Source organism: Ruegeria sp. BE10 (genome assembly GCF_056538905.1).
In genome coordinates, this window is record NZ_JBQFTX010000002.1 from 341886 (window position 1) to 364328 (window position 22443).

At 56.4% G+C, this 22443-nt stretch carries 24 protein-coding genes; 14 read left to right on the top strand and 10 right to left on the bottom strand.

Features of this window, described 5'->3' with window-relative positions; all coding sequences use genetic code 11:
• Nucleotides 1–109 precede the first annotated feature (109 nt).
• On the bottom strand, nucleotides 110–847 hold the full coding sequence (gene fabG, locus ACR0M2_RS07065; RefSeq protein ID WP_170359008.1) for a 3-oxoacyl-[acyl-carrier-protein] reductase: 738 nt from the start codon (nucleotides 845–847) through the stop codon (nucleotides 110–112).
• A 40-nt stretch (nucleotides 848–887) separates the two neighbouring features.
• On the bottom strand, nucleotides 888–1826 hold the full coding sequence (gene fabD / locus ACR0M2_RS07070) for an ACP S-malonyltransferase (protein WP_170375819.1): 939 nt from the start codon (nucleotides 1824–1826) through the stop codon (nucleotides 888–890).
• A 170-nt stretch (nucleotides 1827–1996) separates the two neighbouring features.
• Between fabD and ACR0M2_RS07075 the strand changes: the two genes are divergently transcribed.
• Nucleotides 1997–3223, top strand: coding sequence for a cytochrome b/b6 domain-containing protein (locus ACR0M2_RS07075; protein ID WP_480704378.1), 1227 nt, complete (start codon nucleotides 1997–1999; stop codon nucleotides 3221–3223).
• A gap of 55 nt (nucleotides 3224–3278) precedes the next feature.
• Here the strand turns inward: ACR0M2_RS07075 and ACR0M2_RS07080 are convergent, their stop codons facing one another.
• Together ACR0M2_RS07080 and ACR0M2_RS07085 are read right to left on the bottom strand one after the other, a co-directional pair.
• Nucleotides 3279–3851, bottom strand: a complete 573-nt coding sequence (locus ACR0M2_RS07080) for a YceI family protein (protein WP_480704379.1) — start codon at nucleotides 3849–3851, stop codon at nucleotides 3279–3281.
• A 126-nt stretch (nucleotides 3852–3977) separates the two neighbouring features.
• Nucleotides 3978–4496 carry a hypothetical protein gene (locus ACR0M2_RS07085; RefSeq protein WP_170349077.1) on the bottom strand — a complete coding sequence of 173 codons (519 nt, stop codon included), beginning with the start codon at nucleotides 4494–4496 and terminating at the stop codon, nucleotides 3978–3980.
• 296 nt (nucleotides 4497–4792) lie between these two features.
• Between ACR0M2_RS07085 and rpsF the strand changes: the two genes are divergently transcribed.
• From rpsF to ACR0M2_RS07115, 6 genes are all read left to right on the top strand, one after another.
• Complete coding sequence (rpsF, locus tag ACR0M2_RS07090) at nucleotides 4793–5146, top strand: 30S ribosomal protein S6 (protein WP_170349078.1); 354 nt, start codon at nucleotides 4793–4795, stop codon at nucleotides 5144–5146.
• Between the two features lie 27 nt (nucleotides 5147–5173).
• Nucleotides 5174–5401, top strand: a complete 228-nt coding sequence (gene rpsR, locus ACR0M2_RS07095) for a 30S ribosomal protein S18 (protein ID WP_005982441.1) — start codon at nucleotides 5174–5176, stop codon at nucleotides 5399–5401.
• Between the two features lie 12 nt (nucleotides 5402–5413).
• Nucleotides 5414–6034 carry a 50S ribosomal protein L9 gene (gene rplI / locus ACR0M2_RS07100; RefSeq protein ID WP_170349079.1) on the top strand — a complete coding sequence of 207 codons (621 nt, stop codon included), beginning with the start codon at nucleotides 5414–5416 and terminating at the stop codon, nucleotides 6032–6034.
• Between the two features lie 190 nt (nucleotides 6035–6224).
• A complete protein-coding gene (locus tag ACR0M2_RS07105) occupies nucleotides 6225–6665 on the top strand; it encodes a lytic transglycosylase domain-containing protein (protein ID WP_170349429.1) in 441 nt (146 codons plus the stop codon).
• A gap of 239 nt (nucleotides 6666–6904) precedes the next feature.
• The gene (locus ACR0M2_RS07110) at nucleotides 6905–7606 is read left to right on the top strand and encodes a helix-turn-helix transcriptional regulator (protein WP_170349080.1); all 702 of its coding nucleotides are present in this window, start codon (nucleotides 6905–6907) and stop codon (nucleotides 7604–7606) included.
• Between the two features lie 96 nt (nucleotides 7607–7702).
• Nucleotides 7703–8551 carry an acyl-homoserine-lactone synthase gene (locus ACR0M2_RS07115; RefSeq protein WP_170359015.1) on the top strand — a complete coding sequence of 283 codons (849 nt, stop codon included), beginning with the start codon at nucleotides 7703–7705 and terminating at the stop codon, nucleotides 8549–8551.
• Between the two features lie 97 nt (nucleotides 8552–8648).
• Here ACR0M2_RS07115 and tig read toward each other — a convergent pair whose 3' ends face one another.
• From tig to ACR0M2_RS07130, 3 genes are all read right to left on the bottom strand, one after another.
• Nucleotides 8649–9980, bottom strand: a complete 1332-nt coding sequence (tig, locus tag ACR0M2_RS07120; RefSeq protein WP_170349082.1) for a trigger factor — start codon at nucleotides 9978–9980, stop codon at nucleotides 8649–8651.
• A gap of 185 nt (nucleotides 9981–10165) precedes the next feature.
• Nucleotides 10166–11290, bottom strand: a complete 1125-nt coding sequence (locus tag ACR0M2_RS07125) for a porin (RefSeq protein WP_170375824.1) — start codon at nucleotides 11288–11290, stop codon at nucleotides 10166–10168.
• 303 nt (nucleotides 11291–11593) lie between these two features.
• Nucleotides 11594–13195 (bottom strand): NAD(P)H-hydrate dehydratase, encoded by a 1602-nt coding sequence (locus ACR0M2_RS07130; protein ID WP_480704380.1) that lies wholly within the window; start codon nucleotides 13193–13195, stop codon nucleotides 11594–11596.
• Nucleotides 13196–13364: 169 nt separating this feature from the next.
• Here ACR0M2_RS07130 and ACR0M2_RS07135 point away from each other — a divergent pair, with 169 nt between their 5' ends.
• The 5 genes from ACR0M2_RS07135 (at nucleotide 13365) to ACR0M2_RS07155 (ending at nucleotide 17515) form a co-directional block, all read left to right on the top strand.
• Entirely contained in the window at nucleotides 13365–13703 is a 339-nt protein-coding gene (locus ACR0M2_RS07135) for a P-II family nitrogen regulator (protein ID WP_058280621.1), read from the top strand.
• Between the two features lie 27 nt (nucleotides 13704–13730).
• Nucleotides 13731–15137: a type I glutamate--ammonia ligase gene (gene glnA, locus ACR0M2_RS07140; RefSeq protein ID WP_170359023.1), complete on the top strand. Its 1407-nt coding sequence runs from the start codon at nucleotides 13731–13733 to the stop codon at nucleotides 15135–15137.
• 139 nt (nucleotides 15138–15276) lie between these two features.
• A complete protein-coding gene (locus ACR0M2_RS07145; protein WP_170349086.1) occupies nucleotides 15277–15555 on the top strand; it encodes a hypothetical protein in 279 nt (92 codons plus the stop codon).
• Between the two features lie 54 nt (nucleotides 15556–15609).
• Entirely contained in the window at nucleotides 15610–16404 is a 795-nt protein-coding gene (locus tag ACR0M2_RS07150; RefSeq protein WP_170349087.1) for a lytic murein transglycosylase, read from the top strand.
• Between the two features lie 199 nt (nucleotides 16405–16603).
• Complete coding sequence (locus ACR0M2_RS07155; protein WP_226688305.1) at nucleotides 16604–17515, top strand: hypothetical protein; 912 nt, start codon at nucleotides 16604–16606, stop codon at nucleotides 17513–17515.
• 36 nt (nucleotides 17516–17551) lie between these two features.
• Here the strand turns inward: ACR0M2_RS07155 and ACR0M2_RS07160 are convergent, their stop codons facing one another.
• Nucleotides 17552–18292, bottom strand: coding sequence for a heme-dependent oxidative N-demethylase family protein (locus ACR0M2_RS07160; RefSeq protein WP_480704381.1), 741 nt, complete (start codon nucleotides 18290–18292; stop codon nucleotides 17552–17554).
• A gap of 122 nt (nucleotides 18293–18414) precedes the next feature.
• Between ACR0M2_RS07160 and dddP the strand changes: the two genes are divergently transcribed.
• The gene (gene dddP / locus ACR0M2_RS07165) at nucleotides 18415–19758 is read left to right on the top strand and encodes a dimethylsulfonioproprionate lyase DddP (RefSeq protein ID WP_170375832.1); all 1344 of its coding nucleotides are present in this window, start codon (nucleotides 18415–18417) and stop codon (nucleotides 19756–19758) included.
• A gap of 4 nt (nucleotides 19759–19762) precedes the next feature.
• Here the strand turns inward: dddP and ACR0M2_RS07170 are convergent, their stop codons facing one another.
• A complete protein-coding gene (locus ACR0M2_RS07170) occupies nucleotides 19763–19954 on the bottom strand; it encodes a hypothetical protein (protein WP_170349091.1) in 192 nt (63 codons plus the stop codon).
• A 235-nt stretch (nucleotides 19955–20189) separates the two neighbouring features.
• Here ACR0M2_RS07170 and ACR0M2_RS07175 point away from each other — a divergent pair, with 235 nt between their 5' ends.
• The gene (locus ACR0M2_RS07175; RefSeq protein WP_480704382.1) at nucleotides 20190–21404 is read left to right on the top strand and encodes a bifunctional alpha/beta hydrolase/OsmC family protein; all 1215 of its coding nucleotides are present in this window, start codon (nucleotides 20190–20192) and stop codon (nucleotides 21402–21404) included.
• A 361-nt stretch (nucleotides 21405–21765) separates the two neighbouring features.
• On the opposite strand, the gene ACR0M2_RS07180 is transcribed toward ACR0M2_RS07175, so the two are convergent.
• Nucleotides 21766–22326, bottom strand: a complete 561-nt coding sequence (locus tag ACR0M2_RS07180) for a hypothetical protein (protein WP_480704383.1) — start codon at nucleotides 22324–22326, stop codon at nucleotides 21766–21768.
• Between the last annotated feature and the right edge of the window lie 117 nt (nucleotides 22327–22443).

The window sequence follows — 22443 nt, forward strand, 5'->3', positions numbered from 1 at the left end:
TGCCGGGAAAGTAGAAGGCCGACCCACTGGCCGACCCCCGCATACATGCGCCGCCTATAGCACAGACAACGCCCGACGCAAACGCTTTCGCGCCTGCCCCGGTGTGCGCTCACAACATGGCCATACCGCCGTTCACATGCAAGGTCGTTCCTGTGATATATCCCGCTTCAGGGCTTGCAAGGTACAGAACTGCCGCAGCAATTTCTGACGGCTCGCCCATACGACCAGCTGGAACCTGACCCAGAATTCCCGATTTCTGATCGTCGGTCAGCTTATCCGTCATCGCAGTTGTGATGAATCCCGGGGCCACTGCGTTTGCCGTGATTCCGCGGCTTGCGACCTCATAGGCCAGCGACTTGGTCATACCGACCATACCGGCCTTGGACGCGGCATAATTGACCTGACCCGGATTGCCGGTCGCGCCGACCACGGACGAGATGTTGATGATCCGACCCCAACGCGCTTTCATCATGCCGCGCAATACGCCTTTGCACAGCTTTGCTGTGGCAGTCAGGTTCACGTCAATCACGCTTTGCCATTCGTCATCCGACATCCGCATAAACAGATTGTCCCGCGTGATGCCCGCGTTATTCACCAGAACGTCCACGGATCCCATCGCGTCGGCGGCTTGCTTCGGCAGCGCTGCAACTGCTTCGGGGTCGCTCAGGTTGCAAGGCAATACATGCGCGCGCTCACCCAACTCATCCGCCAGTGCTTGCAGCGGTTCGACCCGCGTACCAGACAACCCCACAGTGGCACCCGCGCCATGCAGTGCGCGTGCGATATCGCCCCCGATACCACCCGAAGCGCCGGTGATCAGCGCGTTCTTACCTGTCAAATCAAACATTCGGTTTCCCTCTTGGTACGTCCGTTGCGACGTTTTCAACTTACGATTCAGCCTGAATGACCTTTTGCACGTCTTCCGGCGTACTGACGGCCTTGCCCGCAATGGCCCGATCAATCTTGCGGACCATACCTGACAGCGCTTTACCTGCGCCAATCTCCCATGTCTCGGTCACGCCTTGCGCCGCCATGTATTGCACGCTTTCACGCCACCGAACCGAACCCGTGATCTGCTCGACCAGCAATTGACGGATCAGATCGGGGTCCGAGACTGCCTCGGCCCGCACATTGGCCACCAGCGGCACAGCAGGTGCCTTGATTTCAACCTCTGACAGCGCCTCTGCCATTACGTCTGCGGCAGGCTGCATCAGAGCGCAATGGAACGGCGCGCTAACCGGCAACATCACTGCGCGCTTGGCACCTTTCCCCTTAGCGATCTCGGCGGCACGCTCTACGGCGGCTTTGGAGCCTGAAACCACGACTTGTGTCGGATCATTGTCATTTGCGGCCTGACAGACTTCACCCTGCGCGGCTTCCTCGGCCACGACGCGGACGGCGTCCAAATCCAAGCCCAAAATGGCAGCCATTGCGCCTTCGCCTACCGGCACGGCGCTTTGCATAGCCTGACCACGGGTGCGCAGCAGGCGGGCAGTATCGGCAACCGACAAAGCTCCAGCAGCGGCCAGCGCGGAATACTCACCCAGCGAGTGACCGGCTACAAATGCTGCGTCAGTAACCGAAACACCTTCGGCATCCAGCGCGCGCATCACCGCCATTGACGTCGCCATAAGCGCAGGCTGCGCGTTCTGCGTTAGCGTCAGATCCGCTATATCACCTTCCCAGATCAGGCTACTCAGCTTTTCACCCAGCGCCTCGTCGACCTCGTCGAACACAGCCTGAGCAGCCGGATAAGCCTCGGCCAGAGCCTTGCCCATCCCGATAGTTTGGGCACCCTGCCCCGGAAAAACGAATGCGCGTGTCATTGCGACCTCTTGGATGACGTTAGGTTGCGGCGGGGTGTAAACCGTGCGCGGGCGCGGCACAAGCACTGCCTGACCTCTGCAATCTGGCACTTTTGCTGTGCGTGGCTCGCTATTGCGTCCTGATCCCATGGCTTTAGGTTGAACGCAGCCACCCCAGTACGGAGCAACCAATGCCCTCGACCAACACCTTTTCCAGCTATGGCAGTGTGGCCAAGACCTTTCACTGGTTGACCGCCTTGCTGATCTTTACCGCCCTGCCGCTGGGATGGTTCGCCAACAATCTGGCCCACGCAATCTATGATCCGTCCATCCCCACCACCGAAGAGGACCTTGTTCGGGCGGTTCAGTTGTTCTCGCTCCATAAAACAGTCGGGGTCACCGTCTTTTTTGTCGCGCTGGCCCGCATCTTATGGGCGATGACCCAGACCAAGCCTGGCCTGTTGAACGCAGACAACAAACCCGAAGCCTTCGCCGCCGAGGTCGTACACTGGATGCTCTATGCCTCGCTGGTTCTGGTTCCCCTGACTGGCTGGCTGCACCATGCCGCAGCGGAAGGTTTCGCCCCGATCCTGTGGCCCTTTGGGCAAAATCTGCCCTTCGTACCCAAGTCACCCTATGTCGCCGAGGTTACGGCGGGCCTGCACTGGCTGTTCATTCTGGTTCTGGCGGGATCACTGATCCTACACATTGCAGGTGCCCTAAAGCACCACGTGGTCGACAAGGACAGCACTCTACGCCGTATGCTGCCCGGCCGTTCAGACGTGCCTCAGCCCCCAGACCAACATCACTCTGCCCTACCCGCTGTTGCTGCGTTGGCTATTTGGGGTGCGGTCCTGTTGGGTGGTTGGTCCACGGGCGTATTCTCGGATCACTCCGCCGCCGCAACCGACACCGCAGAACTGTCTGAAGTGCAATCGGACTGGCAGGTGCAAGAAGGCACACTGTCCATTACCATTACCCAACTGGGCAGCCCGGTGACCGGCACATTCGCCGATTGGACCGCAGCAATTGCCTTTGAAGACCCATCTGAGCCGGGCCTAGCCGGTACAGTTGACGTCACAATCGCGATCCCTTCGCTGAGCCTTGGAACGGTTACGGATCAGGCCATGGGGGCCGATTTCTTTGACAGCACCCAATTCCCGACCGCCCAGTTCAAGGCCGACCTCTACAAGACCGACACCGGGTACGAGGCCCGCGGTCCGCTGACCATCCGCGACAAAACTATGGATGTGGTGGTGCCTTTCACACTTGATCTTCAGGACAACACCGCCGCGATGTCCGGGGTGTTGGAATTGAACCGGCTGGATTTTGATGTTGGCAAATCCATGCCCGGCGAGGACTCGCTGGCCTTTGTGGTTGCAGTTTCTGTGGAACTGGTCGCGCAACGAGCCGAATAAAAAAACCGCCGAGGCGACGTGCCTCGGCGGTTTTGTTCAGAAGATCGCGAGCGACTTATTCAGCCTTAACTGCTTCGACCGAGATCCGGACTTCGACTTCGTCACCGACAAAAGGCGCAAACTGTCCTAGATCGAAATCGCTGCGTACCAGCGTGGTGGTCGCGTCAAAACCCGCCCACGGCTTTTTCGCCATTGGGTGTTCGGACACCTGGTTCAACTTGGCATCCAGAACGACCGACTTGGTCACGCCGTTCATGGTCAGATCGCCGGTGATGTTGGCCGTGTTTTCACCGGTGACTTCGATACCAGTCGAAGTAAAGGTGACCAGGTCACCTTCGGCGGCGCCAAAGAAATCTTCGGTCATGAAGTGATCTTCGCGTGGCTTCCAACCGGTGATCATTTCAATCACGGGCATCGAAACAGAAACGCTGGATGACGCAGGGTCTTCTTGGTCAAACATGATCTCGCCTTCGAAGCCCGAGAACATGCCGGTCGTGGTGGAATAACCCAGGTGGTTATAGCTGAAGACGACCTGGCTGTGGCTGGGGTCCAAAACGTATTTCTCGGCGCTGGCAAACGCCGAAGTTGCCGAAACGGCCAGTGCAGCAGCAAGAAGGGTGGATTTCATGACAATCTCCGAAAAATTATGGATGCAACCCGAATGGGTTGCTCGATAACGAAAATGTGCTGCCCAAGGGCAGCACACAAGTATTATTCTCTAACAGTTTCTGTTCCTAGATGAACAGAATAAATTTCACGCGAAGATTGTTACGCTTCCACTGAGTTGCCCCTTGAGCGCTCGGCTGACATCCGCCGATTGCAGCGGCAGTTTCATCAGCAGGCTGCCATCGACATCGTACAATTCGACCTGATCGTCGGCAAAGCGGGCACCACCCAAGGTGTCATAGCTGCGGCGCAGAACGGTCTGCGGGCGGCCATTTTCGTTCTTTTGCAGAACCCGAACCTCGCGGCGGATCGGATCGAAATAAGCATCCGGGCGGGCATCCAGCAGCTGAATCGTCAGCAGGCTAACACCGACCAGCAGGAACATAAGTGAAGCAGCCAGCTTGATTGGCCATACTTCGGCAGCCATTGCGGAACCGGCCACCAACCACATGGAAAACGCCATCACGATCAGAAAGGCGCCCAGGACGCGGGCCAGTACCATCCGAACCTTCCAGTTCGGTGCAAAGGTGATCAGAACTGGTACAGATTTCTCATAGTTCGCTGAGGTTGCGGACTCTTCGAATGCATTCGTATTCATCGCGGTCATCTCTCTCACCCTGTTTTTCAGGTTGCCGTTCTGGGTCCGGTAATTCCGGATAGTCCCCGGTATGAAAAACAACTTTGAGCGGAAAAGCGTCAGGAATTGGGCAGCGCAATGTTAATTGGATGTTAATAGCGCGACACCGCCAAGGCGTCTGTGGCGGGGCTTGCCCTTCGCGCTCAAACGTGTATACGAGGCCATCCTTCGCAAATCTTATGAATCGCGCAGCCTCTCGTGGCAGGGTCGCGAAGGACAAAATGGCCCCGCCTATGAAATGCGCCTTGATAGAAACAGGAGTACACATGCCGCTGTATGAGCATGTAATGATCGCGCGTCAGGACCTGTCCAACGCGCAGGCAGAAAGCCTTGTCGAACATTTCGGCACCGTTCTGGCGGACAACGGCGGTAACGTCGTCGAAAGCGAGTACTGGGGCGTCAAGACAATGGCCTACAAGATCAACAAAAACCGCAAGGGTCACTATTCCTTCCTGAAGACCGACGCCCCCGCTGGCGCCGTTCAGGAAATGGAGCGCCTGATGCGCCTGCATGATGATGTTATGCGCGTTCTGACCATCAAGGTCGACGAGCATGCCGAGGGCCCTTCGGTCCAGATGCAGAAGCGCGACGAGCGCGAAGGCCGCCGCGAGCGCCGTTGATCAACGCCTGACGAAAGGACATAAACCATGGCCGCAAAACCATTTTTCCGCCGCCGCAAGGTCTGCCCGTTCTCGGGCGACAACGCGCCGAAGATCGATTATAAAGACACCCGTCTGCTGCAGCGCTACATCTCTGAGCGTGGCAAGATCGTACCTTCCCGCATCACCGCCGTTTCGGCGAAAAAGCAGCGTGAACTGGCCCGTGCTATCAAGCGCGCCCGCTTCCTCGCCCTGCTGCCCTACGCCGTGAAGTAAGGAGAGACTGACATGCAAGTTATCCTTCTGGAACGCGTTGCGAAACTGGGTCAGATGGGCGACGTCGTTGACGTCAAGCCCGGCTACGCCCGCAACTTCCTGCTGCCCCAAGGCAAAGCGCTGAGCGCGTCCGAGGCAAACGTCGCCTCGTTCGAAGCCCAGAAAGCGCAGCTTGAGGCCCGCAACCTGGAAACCAAAAAAGAAGCTGAAGCACTGGCCGAAAAGCTGGATGGTCAGCAGTTCATCGTGATTCGCTCGGCATCGGATGCCGGCGCTCTGTACGGTTCGGTCACCCCGCGTGACGCCGCAGACGCAGCAACCGAGGCTGGTTTCACCGTCGACAAGAAACAGATTGCCCTGATCGCACCGATCAAGGAACTGGGTCTGCACTCGCTCGCAGTCAAACTGCATCCTGAGGTCGAAGTTGAAATCAAGATGAACGTCGCCCGTTCGGAAGAAGAAGCCGAACTGCAGGCGTCGGGCAAATCGATCCAGGAACTGGCTGCTGAAGAAGAAGCCGCTGCTGAATTCGAAATCGCCGAACTGTTCGACGATATCGGTTCCGCTGCTTCGGAAGATGAAGAGCTGGTTGCCGAAGAAGCTCCGGCTGAAGAAGACGAAGCCAAAGCCTGATCTGGTTCAATCGAATTTCGAAAAGGCCGCACCGATTTGTGCGGCCTTTTTTCATGCACACGCAAAACGGGCAAATTTCGGCCACATCTCAAGCCTACGCTTGCAGATGGGCACTCGTTTCCTATCATCGCGCCCTGAAATTCGGAGTACACAGATGACCGCTTACCTGCGCCGCAGCGCTCTGGCCATGATGCTGATGATCCCCTTCGCTGCTTGCGGAGGGCCGGAGACGGTGTCGCAAGACGCATTCGATCCCCCTCTTTACCCAAACGAAACGCCTGAGTTACGGGCCTCGATCAATAAGTGGGCGGATCACTACGAAGTCCCCCGCGAGCTTGTGCACAAGCTGGCGATCCGGGAAAGCACTCATCGCCCGTGGGCTGTGAACCGGCCTTATTACGGACTGTTGCAAATCCTTCCTGCGACGGCACGCTCTATGGGCTACAGCGGAAATGCACAGGGGCTGCTGGACGCCGATGCCAATCTGGAATTTGCCGGAAAGTATCTGCGCGGCGCCTGGTTGCTTTCGGATGGCGATCAGCAAAGGGCAATCTTCCTGTACGCCAAAGGGTATTGGCCCGAAGCCAAAGCCCGCGGAATGCTGGTTGAAACTGGGCTTGTACCCGAATGAATTCCCGCTCAACTTGTACAAAGAACGTAAACATCCGATGCCAATTCGCGTCAGAATCGGCGGAATTCCACCCAAATACCCCAGATTCACACAGTTCTGTTGCTCTAAGTACGCATTATGCCTGCGCGATATTAACAATTCCCTTGCGCTTAATACCTCGGTTGACGCAACGTAGGCTTGAATACGGACAGACTGTGCGCTTTCGGGGGGTGGAAAGCGCTATGTAAAAGGTTGGACAGGTGAAACTCATAGACTTGGCCGCGCTCGACCAACAGGAAAAGTCGACCGCAGACATAATCAACTCGGTCTGCGAGGAACTCGGCTTTGACTATGCGTCTTATGCCACTTTGAATCCTGTGAAAGGTGACGTTCAGGGGTATGCGAATTACCCTGACGAATGGAAAATCCATTACGGCAGCCATGGATACCACCATTTCGATCCAACAATTTACCAGTCGGTTCTCAGCATTGCACCGGTCGATTGGGGCCGTTTCAATCACGACGAAAAATTTAATGCCGTTTTCCGCGATGCACATGACTTCGGCATTACCCCGCGTGGTTTAACCGTTCCTGTCCGCGGCCCTTACGGCGAATGCGGAATACTAAGCGTGACCCGCGATTGTTCAGATGCTGAATGGGAGTCGCTCAAAAGAGAAGTTATGGGCGACCTGCAAATGGCCGCTGTGCATGCGCATGATACGGTTATGCAGTCCGGGGTTCTGGCCAAAGCATTGTACCTGCCCGCCCTTTCGACACGCGAAAAAGAGATCCTTCAATGGGTCGCTGAGGGTAAATCGCAGCAAGATATTGGTGATATTTTGTCGATTTCCCACCGAACCGTCGAGGTTCACATGCGCTCTGGCCGCGAAAAATTGGGCGCGTTAACCACGCCTCAGGCCATTGGCCGGGCGATAGGTTTGGGCTTAATCGCCCCAGGATAAGCAAAAAATCGAAAAAATACGGGAAACCCCCAATAGTTTCCGCCCGCGACATGGTTAACTCTCGAGTCACGGTAACCAGACTGTAGGGGGATGGAAATGATCATCGTAATTGATGGTATCAACCAGCATATGTTTAGTGATGTCCTGGACGAAATGTTCAAACTACGAGCCCGCGTGTTCGGCGATCGTTTGGGCTGGGAGGTCAACATAGTAGACGGCCGTGAACGCGATATGTTCGACGACCTGAATCCTGCACACGTGGTCAGCATCAACGACGAGGGGGAAGTCGTTGGGTGTATGCGCCTGTTGCAGACCACAGGTCCACACATGCTTGCGGATGTCTTCAATTCCATTCTGGACGGTGAACCGCCCTTGCGCAGTTCACAGGTCTGGGAAGCGACCCGGTTCTGTGTCGACACCAAACGACTGGGCCGAGGGCGCGGCAAAAATTCAGTGTCCTATGTGACCAGCGAGGTCATGATCGGCTCGTTCGAATACGCCAAAACCGCCGGCGTACTGGACTCGATCGCCGTAATTGATCCGATCATGAACCGTGTTCTGCAACGGTCGGGCAATGCCCCGTATGACTACCTCGGTAGTGCAAAACCAATGGGCAAAGTGGTTGCGATGGCGGCGATGATGGATTGCTCGGATGAACGAATTTCGGGCATTCGGGACTATGCGGGAATCGAACATGACGTCTTCCTGACCGAAGAACAGGCGCTGAGTCTGTTCGCGCTCAGCAAGGCCGAAAAACCCGCTAATGTCGATCACCAACCGCTGACCGAGCTTGAGAAATACTTCGTCGAACAGATGCATTCAGCAAAATCGAAAGACGAAGTCAAAGACGTGCTTAAACTGATCGAAGCGCTGTCAGATCGTTTCACGCCAGAGCAAAAGACTGCTCTGCTGAGTACCCCCCGTGCTTTTGCTCATGAGGCCTGACCCCCTCACCTCATAAGATCAAAAGCCACCCACCGGAGCCGTCTGATTGTCAGACGGCTCCGTTTTTTGTGCCCCGTGGGCAGGGGGCGGAAGAGGATTACTCCTCTTCCAGTGCCTCTACGGCTTTCTGCAGGTCGTCTTTGCTGACTTCTTTGTCGGCAACTTGAGCTAGTTCAACGATGTAGTCGATGACTTTGTCTTCGAAGATCGGCGCGCGCAACTGCTGCTGCATCTGAGCGTTCTGCTGCACGAACTCAAAGAACTGACGTTCCTGACCCGGGTACTGACGCGCCTGGTTCATGATCGCCTGCGTCATCTCGGCATCGGTGACTTCAACCTCGGCCTTCTGACCCAGCTCGGCCAGTAGCAGGCCCAGACGCACGCGGCGCTCGGCCAGTTTGTTGTGCTCGTCGGTGGGCTCGATCTCGGCGTGGTCGTGGCCTTCCACTTCCGGGTTTTCCTCGTGCCACAGCTGGTGAGCGATCTGCTTGGCTTCGGCTTCAACCAACGACGGCGGCAGGTCGAAGGAAACGATCTTGTCCAGCGCGTCCAACAGCGCGCGCTTCATGACCGCACGCGACGCACCGGAATACTCTGCCTCCAGACGCTCAGCGATCTGAGCTTTCAGACCAGCCAGATCTTCGGCACCGAACTTGGTGGCCAGCTCGTCGTTAATCTCGGCAGCAACCGGCTCTTTCACTTCTTTCACCGTGCAGGTGAAAACAGCGTCCTTACCGGCCAGGTTTTCGGCGCCGTATTCTTCTGGGAAACTGACATTCACGTCTTTTTCTTCTTCGGCCTTCACACCGACCAGCTGCTCTTCAAAGCCGGGGATGAAGCTGTTCGAGCCCAGAACCAGCGGGTAGTCTTCGGCCGAACCACCTTCGAATTCTTCGCCGTCCACTTTGCCAACAAAGTCGATCACAACCTGATCGCCGTCTTTGGCTTTGGACCCCTTGCGGCGCGCTTTGAAGTCCTGCGCGGTTTCTGCCAGGCTTTTCAGCGCTTCTTCGACGGCCTCATCGTCTGCTTTGACAATCAGCTTTTCCAGCTCGACCGATTTCAGATCAACTTCGGGGATTTCCGGCAGCGCCTCATAAGACATCTCGACGTGAACGTCGTCGCCTTCTTTCCAATCTTCGTTGGTCATCTTGACGTCAGGCTGCAGCGCCGGACGCTCACCGCTGTCTTCAAAATGCTTGCTCATGGCGCCATCGATGCTTTCCTGCATCGCTTCGCCCAGCAGGCGCTGACCAAACTGCTTTTTCAGCAGGGCCATCGGCACCTTGCCTTTGCGGAAGCCCTTCATCTCGACTTCGGGCTGTGCTTCGGTCAGCTTTTCGTTGACCTTGTCGTCCAGCTCGGCTGCGGTCACAACGATGTTGTAGCCGCGTTTCAGACCTTCGTTCAGCGTCTCGGTAACCTGCATTATGGTAGTCCCCATAGGATTCGGGGCGCGCAAAACGGCGCGCCGGGCAAATTTGACGCCTTCTATTTGCCCAGCCGCCTGCGTGCAAGGGGGCAAAGCCCGGATCAGCCTTGTTTTACCGCCGATTTGAACAAAAAAAAACGCCCCGGACTGACCCGGGGCGCCTATTCCCAAGAAGGTCGGGATCAGAACTTCCAGAGCGCACCCAGAACCCAGGCTTCGTTCTTGTCAAAGTCGACCGTGTCGTCGAAGTCATGGTTGCGATATTTCAGGTACGCATCAGTGTTGATGCTGTCGATCCGCTGAACGACGGCGACACCCCAGGATTTTGTGCTGGACCCGTCGTTTTCGAAATCCGAACCATCGAAATAGTCGATCCCGACACCGGTTTTCCCCCAAGACACCCAATCCCCTTCATAGGCCAGTTTGGTGTACCAATAGTCCGGGTCGCTGGCACCGGTGGCAGTGTCGTCACGCGTACCCAAGGCCGCCGTAAAGCTGAAACCGCTGGGCAGCAAAACCGAAGCGGACCCGATCGTGTCTTTGCGTTCCCCCGAGCTATTGTCGAAATCCCGCACCGCATAGGCCACGCTTGCGGCAAACTCCACGCCATTTGCGAAAGTATTGCCGTAAGAAACCGCGATGTCGTAGTAGTCATCATCGTCGCTGCTGGACAGAATGTTCTGACCATAGGCAATTGCCGCTGAGAAACCGTTGAAGTCGGGGGTGTCGTAACGGATCCGGCCACGGCGAGCGCCATCAAAGTTACTGGCCGAGTCACCGACGGTGATGCCGCTTAGTACACCGTCCGTGCCGCGATAGAAAAACGCACCGTTTTCGTCGTTCGTAAAGGAATACAAAGCCGTTCCAACATAAGACAGGTCAACCTCGGCCGCACCGTCCGACGCCATGCTCCCCTGCCCGGCCGAGAACTTGCCGTATCCCCCTTTTAACGAGAAATCGACATGTCGGATGTCTTCCCGTGACCACCCGTCATTGTTGGTTCCATTCTGGTTGGCCGTTCCCGTACTCGGCAGACCCAGTCCGGTTTCGAAACGGAACATGAATTCATTGCTGCCATAGGGCTGCATCAGCCGCAGGCCGACGCGGCTGTTGGACAGGTCATTGTCCAGCAAGCGCGTTTCCGTTTCCTCGCCATCATCGACCGAGACGATCACCGGATCGAGCTGTCCGTACAACAGAACGTAACCGCCACTGTTGTTGTTGTATTTCAGTTCCGCTGCCGCGGGAATTGCCGTTGTCGCAACCAACATCGCAGCCATTGAGGACAGTTTTAGTTTCTGGGTCATTTCATTCACCTTGAAAATTCCGGCTTTCGTTGCTCATCAATCGCGCGCATGTCGCCATGGCTCCAGAGGCCTCTTGCGATACTTTCAAAGTATTGCATGTCCGCCACTCAGAGCAAGAAAGTCAGAAATAATTCCTATTTTAATCAACGCATTATCTGCAGGAAGACCGCAGCCGGAGACCCCCTCCAAGCGAATTCTGACGCCCGGCTATGCGTCTGGCAAACACTCGATTTGATGACACCGCAAACCCGTCGGCCAAATGCTGCCGAAGATCGGGTGGATCGGCCAAATCTCGCCTAAAAATCATATATTAAGTTGTTTGAAAACTTCAGGAAGCAACTCGGGCAAGTCTTCAGCGATAAGCCCCGGGCCAAACGCAAGCGCGCATTCCACATGCAACCAAGCCGCTGTTTCAGCGGCCTGCATCGGGGCAAACCCACGCGCGAGCAGCCCGGTGATAAAACCAGCCAGAACATCGCCGGACCCGGCTGTAGCCAACCAAGGGGCCGCACGGTCGTAGACTGCCGCATTGACCGAACACTGTCCGTTCGGCGCCGCGATCACTGTGTCTGACCCTTTGAACAGGATCACGCACCCCGCCCTCTTGGCAGCCTTGCGCGTTGCATCAACCTTGGAGTAGGCCGGTCCTTGAGTTGCGGGTGCCGACAGTTTTTCTGCGATATCCGGAAACAGCCGCGTAAATTCACCTCCATGAGGTGTCAAAACGCAGTTTTCATGCAATTGCGCGAACAAGGCTGCGGGATCATCCGCAAAAGCCGTCAATGCATCCGCATCCAGTACAGTCGCGCTCTTGGCGTTCAGAGCCGCTGGCACCAAATCCCGCGCACGTTCCAGCCCCAACCCGGGGCCAAGGCACAATGCGTTGAGCCGCTCGTCCTGCAGGACTTGCGTCAGGCCATCCGCCCCCTCGATCCTCTGCAACATGATGGCTGTGACCTGCGCAGCGACCTCCATCTGAGCCGCCGGAGGCACCGCCAACGTCACAAGCCCTGCCCCAATCCGCAAAGCCCCGCGCGCCGCCAATCGAGCGGCACCGGTTTTACCTGCGCCACCCGAAAGGATCAGAGCGTGGCCGTGGGAGTATTTGTGCGATGTACTCTCTTTACCTCCTCTCCGACCAGAACCGGCATGCACCTCAGATACACACTCATCCTTCTTGGACACTTTTAGCCCGATCCCCTTAACGACAACACGTCCGCACAATTCAGGCCCATCAGCCAGCGTGTGACCCAGCTTTTTACTGTGAAAGGTGACAGTAAGATCGCTAGCGCAAGACATTGCCTCTAATTTGGCTGGTAGTCCTACGAAATCCGGCGTGCTCAAAGCACGACCACTGTCGCTGCACAAACCACTTGGCAGGTCAACTGACACAATCAGCGGACACCAGTCGGGTCTTTGCGCCACCTCCATAGCTGCACCAAGCCCCTGACTGTCATGCAGGTCAAGCATAAGGAGACCAAGATCCGATATGGGGCGGGTAAGCCCTGTGCCAAATAGGGCATCAACAATCACGTTGGCCTTGAGCGTCGAAGGCTCCAACTGTCCATCAAGTGGTTCGACGCCTCCTATGTCAGCCCAGCGTTCATAGTTTTGACGAGCATCCGGCGGCAATTTCTGCGGATCTCCATATAGAAAAACCTCGACCTCCCAACCCCACTCTTTCAGCAACCGCGCAACGACAAACCCATCACCACCGTTATTTCCCGGACCGCACAATACCACGGCTCGACCCAAGGTTTTCGACAGCTCTGGCCACTCTTCGAAAATAGCCTCGACAACGCCGCGCCCGGCCCGTTCCATCAACTCAAGCCCGGTCACCTCGCCAGACTCAATCGCGGCTTGTTCGATGGTCCGCATCTGTGCGGCTGTCAGCAATTCCGTCATCTCAATTTCCTTTGGCGATTCTATTCTGATTACTTTTTGTGCAAGTCGATCAAAATTTCACCCACCGCTTAATTTCTCACCACAAGGGCCCGGCCATTTTCGCAATCAGATTGCCGACCGATCTTAGACGTGATCAGTGCCTTTCTGACAAGAGTTATAGGAGCCCGGGATGAAGAAGATCGAAGCGATCATCAAACCGTTCAAACTGGACGAAGTGAAAGAGGCGCTGCAGGACGTAGGTGTCCAGGGCCTCAGCGTGATCGAAGTCAAAGGGTTCGGCCGACAGAAAGGTCACACCGAGCTCTATCGCGGCGCTGAATACGTGGTCGACTTTCTGCCCAAGGTGAAGATCGAGGTCGTTCTGGATGATGACCAGGTTGACGCCGCCATCGAGGCCATCGTGTCCGCCGCGAAAACCGACAAGATTGGCGACGGCAAGATCTTTGTCTCGCCCGTTGAACAAGCCATTCGCATCCGTACCGGCGAGACCGGTTCGGAAGCCCTGTAATCGAACACCCAATAGAGGAATAAGAGTATGAGCAAGGACGCAGTTCTTCAGCTGATCAAGGACGAAGGCGCCGAATACGTCGATGTTCGCTTTACCGACCCGCGCGGCAAGTTGCAGCACGTGACCTTGATGGCCGATCAGGTTGACGAGGATTTCCTGGAAGAAGGCTTTATGTTCGACGGTTCGTCCATTGCGGGCTGGAAGTCGATCGAAGCATCGGACATGAAGCTGATGGTCGACACCGACAGCGCCTATGTCGATCCGTTCTACGCCGAAAAGACCATCTGCGTGCACTGCTCGGTTGTCGAGCCCGACACTGGCGAAGCTTATGAGCGTGACCCGCGCGGCACCGCTCAGAAAGCCGAAGCATACCTGAAGGCATCGGGTATCGGTGATGTGGCCTATATGGGCCCCGAAGCCGAGTTCTTCCTGTTCGACGATGTTCGTTTCTCTAACACTATCAACAAAGTATCCTACGAAGTTGATGCAACCGACGCATCGTGGAACACCGACACCGAATACGAGATGGGCAACATGGGCCATCGTCCGGGCGTCAAGGGGGGCTACTTTCCGGTCAACCCGATTGACGAAGCACAGGACCTGCGTTCGGAAATGCTGTCGACCATGAAGCGTCTGGGCATGAAGGTCGACAAGCACCACCACGAGGTTGCCTCGTGCCAGCACGAGCTGGGTCTGATCTTCGACAGCCTGACTAAACAGGCTGACGAGCTGCAGAAATACAAGTACATCATCCATAACGTTGCCCACGCCTACGGCAAATCGGCGACCTTCATGCCGAAGCCGATCGCAGGCGATAACGGCACCGGTATGCACGTCAACATGTCGATTTGGAAAGACGGCAAGCCGCTCTTCGCTGGCGACAAGTATGCTGATCTGTCGGACGAAGCCCTGTGGTTCATCGGTGGTGTTCTGAAGCACGCCAAGACCCTGAACGCCTTCACCAACCCGTCGACCAACAGCTACAAGCGCCTGATCCCAGGTTTCGAAGCTCCTGTTCTGCGCGCCTACTCGGCCCGTAACCGTTCGGGTTGTGTCCGTATTCCGTGGACCGAAAGCCCGAAAGCCAAGCGCGTCGAGGCCCGCTTCCCCGACCCGGCTGCGAACCCTTATTTGGCGTTTGCCGCACTGCTGATGGCCGGTCTGGACGGTATCAAGAACAAGATCGATCCGGGCGAAGCCATGGACAAGAACCTGTACGATCTGCCCGCCGAGGAACTGGCCGATATCCCGACCGTTTGCGGCAGCCTGCGTGAAGCTTTGGAAGCTCTGGCATCGGATCACGACTTCCTACTGCAAGGCGACGTGTTCACCAAAGACCAGATCGACGGCTACATCGCACTGAAGATGGAAGAGGTCGAAACCTACGAGCATACTCCGCACCCTGTTGAGTACGGCATGTACTACAGCTGCTAAGCGGCGGTTGAACTTAAGAAAAGAAAAGGGCGTCCTACCGGGCGCCCTTTTGCCGTTCAGGGTAACACATCTTGACTGACACGCACGAACGTCCGAGCCTCGTCCCAAAGTATTGATCAGAGGATTTTGGGAGGGCGCGATGCGGTTGATGTTGAAATTCACAATACCGGTTGAAAAAGGCAATCAAGCAGAACGGGACGGATCGCTGGGAAAAGCCATCGAAGCGCTTGTGAAAGACGTCAATGCCGAGGCCGCCTATTTTGCGCTGGAACACGGAAAACGCATGGGCATTGTCATTTTCGAGGAAAGCGATCAGGCCCGCATGCCGAAAATCAACGAGCCCCTGTTTGCCGCATTGAACGCCAATATCGAAATTCAGCCCGTCCTGACGGCCGAGGATCTGCAGCGTGCATTATAAGTGCCACTCGGATCGCGGGGTCGGTTGGAATTAGCTTATTTAGGGATTCTTTTCATGAAGCGATTTGCAATTTTACTGACCCTTACGCTGGCTCTGCCCACAATTGCGGCCAGCGCCCCTTGCGGCAATACCAGCAGCGGGTTTGAGGTTTGGAAGAAGGACTTTGCCAAACAGGCTAAACGCGCGGGAGTCAAAAAGAAGGGATTGCAGGCGCTGGCGCAAAGCCAATACGCCACCCGTACAATCGCGGCAGACCGCAATCAAAAAAGCTTTAAATACTCGTTGGACAAATTCATGCGGGTACGCGGCGCCGACGCAATCGTGTCGCAAGGACGCAAGCGCAAGGCCCGCAACCCGCAGTTCTATGCCGCGCTGGAGCGCCAATACGGCGTCCCCAGCGGAGTGCTTATCGCCATTCACGGAATGGAAACGGGTTTCGGAAATTTCATGGGGGACAGTCAGGTTGTTTCCGCGATCACAACACTGGCCTATGATTGTCGCCGTTCTGACTTCTTTATTCCACATGCCATCGGTGCGCTAAAACTGGTCGATCAAGGCAGTATTACGACGGCAACCCAAGGGGCCAAACATGGCGAATTGGGGCACACTCAATTCCTGCCGGGCAATGCGTTGACCTATGGGGTCGATGCAACCGGTGACGGCCAGGTCGATTTCTACAATATGACAGACGCGCTTGCCTCAACCGCCAATTTTCTACGCCAAAAAGGGTGGAAACCGGGGCGTGGCTACCAGCCGGGGCAACCCAACTTCGCTGTAATTCAGCAATGGAACGCTGCCACGGTCTATCAGCAATCCATTGCGATTATGGCAGCCCGAATCGACGGCTGAGACCTGCCACAAATCTGCGCCTACACACCCCAATCCGGCCACATTGTTGCCACAGACATTAAGTGGCCGCTAAAATGTCTAGGTTTCCATAGAGTAATCAATCCTGCCAATTTTGGATTTTTTTCCATTTCTGCCAAATTCTGCCCCATATCGCTTGTTAACCTGTTTGGTAAGACAGGATGCGACAAGGGACAGCGCAGTGACTACGAAGCACAGCTATCATGGTGGTCTTCAATTCGACGGTGAGACTGACGGCGCGATCGAGCGGTTCGGTGCCATCGTCGCCACGACATTGGAAGACTATGGCCATCTGGTCGAGCGTAAGACCATGCTAAGCGCAACCGAAGCCAGCATCGTTTCCAGCCAGTATCTGGTGCGCCTGACTTTGGAAACTCAGGCGACCGGAGCAGAAGACCGTTTTGAGCGGTTGGACCGTGCCGCCGGGTTAAAGACCGCCCATCGGCCGATCGTGACCCTTCCGCAGAGCCGTTTGGCAATTACAATCTCTCCGGTATCAGCGCTGCTGGATGACAGTGAAATCTCAGAGCTTATGTTGGTGGTCATCCTGTATCGGATGGTTGATATCTGCGCGACGCAGCGCGTCGAATGGCTGTCGCCCAACACAGTTCTGACCGTGGAACAGTTCATGAGCGCGTTCAACACGCTGACGCCTTCCAAACCACGCAACAGACAACAGATTTTCGAGGCAGTGACAGGCCCGTTCGCGGGGCTGGCCATTACTGAAGAAGACCTGGATGAGCCACAAAAAGAGGCGCTGAAACCAGCAGCCCGGCCGATCCAGCTGTCGGATGAGCAGTTGCTCAGCATCGCTTTCCGGACAGAACCTATCGAGCAACCTACTGATCGGGACGAAGATACGCCCCCCCTCGACCACGATAAGCCCAGCGATATCCTGCGACTGTCCAGTTGGGGATTGACCGGGGCCGTGGCAAGCGTGTCAGTTCCGATCGCGGTCTCTCTGGCCGCAGTGAACCTGATCAAAGGTGAAGATTTTCGCCTTAATACTCAGGTACTTGCCTACTCCGTCGCAATCTCCGCTCTCAGCACAAGCGGGGCAATTGCCGGTGTCGCAAACGCGTTTGGCATGTAGCACTAAACCGAAGACCCTCCTTGGAAGCCCCGCCACTTAGGCGGGGTTTTCCGCTTTGCGCAGGCGCTTTGCCTCAAGCACATAAGTATGGATTGAAAAGACCACGGCCTTCGTTTCAGGCAGACGCAAAAGCGTCTGTCGTTCGCTGCGCAGATACTGCGCGACCCCAGGTTCTTGGACATCACGCGGTGCGCTGGCACTGCGGGGTTGGTGCAGTTCCGCGTCCTCGTACCACAAGGCATTGAAGCGCCAAAGCGGACGTTCAGGTTGTATTCCATCAAACAGGCGCTGCACGCGGCGGGCGATATCGGCATCATAGCTGGCGACGGGCCCATGAATGTCGATCAAGGGGCGCATGAATTTTTCAGACAAACGCCAACTGGCGGGAAAACACAGGATGGCACCGGTCAGAACGTGTTCATCCCCGTGCTTTTGAAGGATGCAGAAATCTTCCTGCACCAGACGACACAGCATATCCATGGGGTTGGAGCGGTCGATTTCAACACCCTGCCCGTCCGGGCGTATGACCCGGTCCAAACACCCAGGGTAAGCGTGCTTTAGGACAAGATCCAACAGCTCTTGCGCCGCAGGTACGGCACTTGGGTCCAGCGCCAGAACCTCTGCCCGTCTTTCGGCCAACAACGTCGTGCGCCGCTGCATCTGCGCGGCAAACACATCATCACAATGCAGCCAATCATCCATGCTGACCGGTTGGATACCGGGCAAAGGACGTGGGGCAAGCGGATCATAAGGAATTGAGGTCTGGAGGATCGTCATGCCTTTGACCTAACACCAGTTTACTGGATTGTCGGTCAAAAAGCGACGGATGCCCGGTCGCAAACCTTCAAGACGTGGGGGAAATGATTCTCCACGCTCGACCGCAGGCAGGGAGACCCACTATGAACCAGCACTATCGCGACAGCCGCAAGATTGACCCGGCAAAGGGCGCTACGCTTGGCGACGGCACCCCGAACGAGAATGATCGGATTGAGATCGGGCCGACGCAACTGGCCTTTGCCGAATGGGAAGCCGCCGGGCTTGCCCTGCCCGATCTGGCGCGGATGCGGGAATACCGGTGGAAGCGCCTGACGAAGGCCATCGTGGATCGTGGCTATGGTGGGCTGCTGATGTTCGATCCGCTTAACATCCGTTATGCCACGGACAGCACCAATATGCAGTTGTGGAACACCCATAACCCGTTCCGCGCCGTGCTGCTGTGTGCCGATGGCTACATGGTGATCTGGGACTATAAAAACTCTCCCTTCCTGTCAAAATTCAATCCTCTGGTACGTGAACAACGCTCGGGAGCGGACCTGTTTTATTTTGACCGTGGTGACAAGGTGGATGTTCAGGCCGACGTGTTCTCGAACGAGGTACGGCTGCTGATCGACGAACATGGCGATGGCAACAAACGTCTGGCCGTCGACAAGATCATGTTGCACGGCCTACGCGCGCTTGAGGCGCAAGGGTTTGAGATCATGGAGGGTGAAGAGGTCACCGAAAAGACCCGCGCCGTAAAAGGCCCGGATGAGATCCTGGCCATGCGCTGTGCCAATCACGCCTGTGAAACCGCGGTGGCCGAGATGGAGAAGTTCGCGCGCGCCAATGTGGGTGACGGCAAGACCTCCGAGGACGACATCTGGGCCGTACTACATGCCGAAAACATCCGGCGCGGTGGGGAATGGATCGAAACCCGCCTGCTGGCCTCGGGGCAGCGCACCAATCCTTGGTTTCAGGAGTGCGGCCCACGTATCACGCAAAAGAACGAAATCATCGCCTTTGATACCGATCTGATCGGATCTTACGGTATCTGCATCGATATTTCGCGCACGTGGTGGATCGGGGATGAGAAACCCCGCCCTGACATGGTTTATGCCATGCAGCACGCCCATGAACACATCATGACCAATATGGAGATGTTGAAACCCGGCGTGATGATTCCGGAACTGACCGCCAATGCACACAAGCTGGACGACAAGTTTCAGGCGCAAAAATACGGCTGCCTGATGCATGGCGTGGGTCTGTGTGATGAATGGCCTCTGGTTGCCTATCCGGACAAGGCGGTTGCGGGCTCATACGACTATCCGCTTGAGCCCGGCATGGTGTTGTGTGTCGAAGCCGCCTGTGGCGAGGTTGGGGGCGATTTTTCGATCAAGCTGGAAGATCAGGTGCTGATCACCGAGGACGGGTATGAAAACCTCAGCACATACCCATTTGATCCTCAGCTTATGGGTCTAACATAAAGGATTAGTCCGGCCAGGTTGAGCGGCGGACGTTACCATGCCAGTCCTCGTGTGGGATGGCGGCTTCGGTTGTAGACGGTGCCGCCTGTGGCCAATTTTGCCCCACTGAGAACCCCAGAATTCCGGTCAGGGCAATGATGATCAAAAGATCGGGACGAATAACAACGCCACGCGGGGCGGATGCAGTATGTGCCATTTGAGCCTCCTTGGCTGACTGTGTGTGACGTCTGCAAGATGGACATCAGAGAAAAATAATTAAAACGAATATTTGATTGATCAGGCATCACAAATATTGAACCTCGAATTCTCACAAGAATCCGACCCAAATATCTGTATTCCCCTCACCTTCCCGTGACGCTTCTTACAATGGGGTTGAGTGCCCAGACCGAAGCACACACTATTGGGGCCATCCCGATAGGTAAGGAATTGTCATGCCCACCGAACGCATCACTTTTGCCGGTCACGACGGCAACCAGCTGGCTGCGCGCCTTGATTTGCCGGATGGACCGGTACTTGCGACCGCATTGTTTGCGCATTGTTTTACCTGTTCCAAGGATATTCCCGCCGCCCGCCGTATTGCTGCGCGTCTGGCGGCTATGGGCATTGCTGTATTGCGTTTTGACTTCACCGGTCTGGGCCATTCGGGCGGAGAGTTCGCGAACACCACCTTTACCTCGAATGTAGAAGATCTGATTGCCGCCGCGCAGTATCTAGCCGGGCGAAACATGGCTCCCGCCTTGCTGATCGGTCACTCATTGGGTGGGGCTGCCGTTCTACGCGCGCGCGCTGGTATCCCAAGCGTCAAGGCAGTGGTCACGCTGGGCGCGCCAGCCGATCCCGGACATGTCTCGCACCATTTTGAGGCTGCACTGCCCCAGATCGAACAGGAAGGATCAGCCGAGGTCATGCTGGGCGGTCGCCCGTTCCGCATCGGCAAGGCATTTGTCGACGACATTTCAGAAACGGCTCTGACTCCTGCCATTGGCGACCTGAAAGCTGCCCTGCTGGTCCTGCACGCCCCCCGGGATGAAACCGTCAGCATCGACAATGCCAGCACCATCTTTCTTGCTGCCAAACATCCCAAAAGCTTTGTTACGTTGGACGATGCCGATCACCTGATCACGCGGGCCTCGGATGCGGAATACGCGGCGGATGTGATCGCCGCATGGGTCAAGCGATACGTCACACTCTGCCCACCGGCACCACCGCCGGGCGCACCCGAGGGCGTGGTGCGCGTGACAGAAGTTGATCCCTCCGGGTATTTGCAGGATATCCAATCCGGCCCCCGGCATCACGCGGTTGCGGACGAGCCTGAATCCTATGGCGGTACGGATCGGGGCATGTCGCCTTATGGCTTTGTTTCCTCGGGTCTGGGGGCGTGTACGTCGATGACGATCCGCATGTACGCGCGGCGCAAGCGGTGGCCACTGACGGGTATCTCGGTCGATGTCTGCCACAACAAAGTACATGGTCAGGATGCCGGTCTTGCAGGAGACGGCAAGATCGACGTGTTCCGCCGCAAAATCCGCCTGGAAGGACCGCTGGATCAGGAACAGCGTGCCCGGCTGCTGGAGATTGCAGATAAATGCCCTGTACACAGAACGTTGGAAGGGTCAGCCCATATCACTACGGAACTTCTGACCTGACCCTCTGAAACTATCTGCGCGGTCGTGGCGCCGGGCGATGGATCGGCGGCCTGGCTGCGGGTGGTCGCGCCACTGGTGGACGCGGTCGCGCAGGTGGTTTTGCAACCGGCGGCTTTGGTCTTGCCGGAGGTTTGCCAGCAGGCGGCTTCGGCCGCGGAGGCCGGTCGACGTCAATATCTACGTCAACATCGCGTCGATAGTAGTCATTCCACAGCATCGAGTCATAAAACGGGTCGTAACCGTATCCATAGCCGACACCAACTGAAACACCATCACATGCAGAGAGCGTAAAACCTGCAGCCCCAAGCCCCAGCGCAAGGATTGTACGTTTGATACGTTTTGTGATCATCAGCACATCTCCTTACTGCGAGGCCCGAAACGACGCGAAAACGGCATTCAGGTCGTCAACATATGCCGGATCAGCGCCATTGCGCAGGATCGCGACAACAACGGCCACGCGACTGTTTGGCAGGTCAATGACCGAGGCCGTAAAGTTGATGCCACGCCCGTCGCGGGTACCGGTCCCCCGGATCACCCGCGCCGGTAAACCGCCAATTCGTGTGTCGGACGTGTTGGTAACTTCGGGATCTTTTACAAGAAACTTATCAATATCTTCAAGATATTGCAGTCCATCCTTAATTGACTTTACGCCAGCAGGTGAAACGAACCCCATCCAGACGTTGTCATCGGTCAAAGGCCGTATGGCCATGACACGTGCGACAGCGCGAAGATCACCCAGTTCGGTATCCTCAATCTCACGCGGGCCGCCCGTTCGTACGACCCAATAGTCGGGCACCGAAAAGCCAAACAGGGCGCGCCCTGCTTCGGTGTATGTGACAGGAGTATCCGCAGACGCCGGTGTCACAGCCCCTAACCACAGGGCGGCACAGGCGGCCAGAGTCGAGCCAGCAAAAATTCTCATTTCTAAATAACCTGATGTTTTCGTTGAATGCAGCTTGGACTGCGGTGGCCGGTTTTGTCCAGCATCTCTTGGAATAGGCCACAAAAAACCGCGCCCGAATTGCTTTGGGCGCGGTGT

Excerpts from the sequence above, each read along its gene's own strand:
- ACR0M2_RS07130 (WP_480704380.1), bottom strand. The coding sequence starts at position 13,195 with ATGACGGAATTGCTGACAGCCGCACAGATGCGGACCATCGAACAAGCC.
- ACR0M2_RS07125 (WP_170375824.1), bottom strand. The coding sequence starts at position 11,290 with ATGACCCAGAAACTAAAACTGTCCTCAATGGCTGCGATGTTGGTTGCG.
- ACR0M2_RS07180 (WP_480704383.1), bottom strand. The coding sequence starts at position 22,326 with ATGAGAATTTTTGCTGGCTCGACTCTGGCCGCCTGTGCCGCCCTGTGG.
- ACR0M2_RS07175 (WP_480704382.1), top strand. The coding sequence starts at position 20,190 with ATGCCCACCGAACGCATCACTTTTGCCGGTCACGACGGCAACCAGCTG.
- ACR0M2_RS07150 (WP_170349087.1), top strand. The coding sequence starts at position 15,610 with ATGAAGCGATTTGCAATTTTACTGACCCTTACGCTGGCTCTGCCCACA.
- tig (WP_170349082.1), bottom strand. The coding sequence starts at position 9,980 with ATGCAGGTTACCGAGACGCTGAACGAAGGTCTGAAACGCGGCTACAAC.
- ACR0M2_RS07135 (WP_058280621.1), top strand. The coding sequence starts at position 13,365 with ATGAAGAAGATCGAAGCGATCATCAAACCGTTCAAACTGGACGAAGTG.
- ACR0M2_RS07115 (WP_170359015.1), top strand. The coding sequence starts at position 7,703 with ATGATCATCGTAATTGATGGTATCAACCAGCATATGTTTAGTGATGTC.
- fabG (WP_170359008.1), bottom strand. The coding sequence starts at position 847 with ATGTTTGATTTGACAGGTAAGAACGCGCTGATCACCGGCGCTTCGGGT.
- dddP (WP_170375832.1), top strand. The coding sequence starts at position 18,415 with ATGAACCAGCACTATCGCGACAGCCGCAAGATTGACCCGGCAAAGGGC.
- rpsR (WP_005982441.1), top strand. The coding sequence starts at position 5,174 with ATGGCCGCAAAACCATTTTTCCGCCGCCGCAAGGTCTGCCCGTTCTCG.
- ACR0M2_RS07085 (WP_170349077.1), bottom strand. The coding sequence starts at position 4,496 with ATGACCGCGATGAATACGAATGCATTCGAAGAGTCCGCAACCTCAGCG.
- ACR0M2_RS07170 (WP_170349091.1), bottom strand. The coding sequence starts at position 19,954 with ATGGCACATACTGCATCCGCCCCGCGTGGCGTTGTTATTCGTCCCGAT.
- ACR0M2_RS07075 (WP_480704378.1), top strand. The coding sequence starts at position 1,997 with ATGCCCTCGACCAACACCTTTTCCAGCTATGGCAGTGTGGCCAAGACC.
- rplI (WP_170349079.1), top strand. The coding sequence starts at position 5,414 with ATGCAAGTTATCCTTCTGGAACGCGTTGCGAAACTGGGTCAGATGGGC.
- glnA (WP_170359023.1), top strand. The coding sequence starts at position 13,731 with ATGAGCAAGGACGCAGTTCTTCAGCTGATCAAGGACGAAGGCGCCGAA.
- rpsF (WP_170349078.1), top strand. The coding sequence starts at position 4,793 with ATGCCGCTGTATGAGCATGTAATGATCGCGCGTCAGGACCTGTCCAAC.
- fabD (WP_170375819.1), bottom strand. The coding sequence starts at position 1,826 with ATGACACGCGCATTCGTTTTTCCGGGGCAGGGTGCCCAAACTATCGGG.
- ACR0M2_RS07080 (WP_480704379.1), bottom strand. The coding sequence starts at position 3,851 with ATGAAATCCACCCTTCTTGCTGCTGCACTGGCCGTTTCGGCAACTTCG.
- ACR0M2_RS07105 (WP_170349429.1), top strand. The coding sequence starts at position 6,225 with ATGCTGATGATCCCCTTCGCTGCTTGCGGAGGGCCGGAGACGGTGTCG.
- ACR0M2_RS07145 (WP_170349086.1), top strand. The coding sequence starts at position 15,277 with ATGCGGTTGATGTTGAAATTCACAATACCGGTTGAAAAAGGCAATCAA.
- ACR0M2_RS07160 (WP_480704381.1), bottom strand. The coding sequence starts at position 18,292 with ATGACGATCCTCCAGACCTCAATTCCTTATGATCCGCTTGCCCCACGT.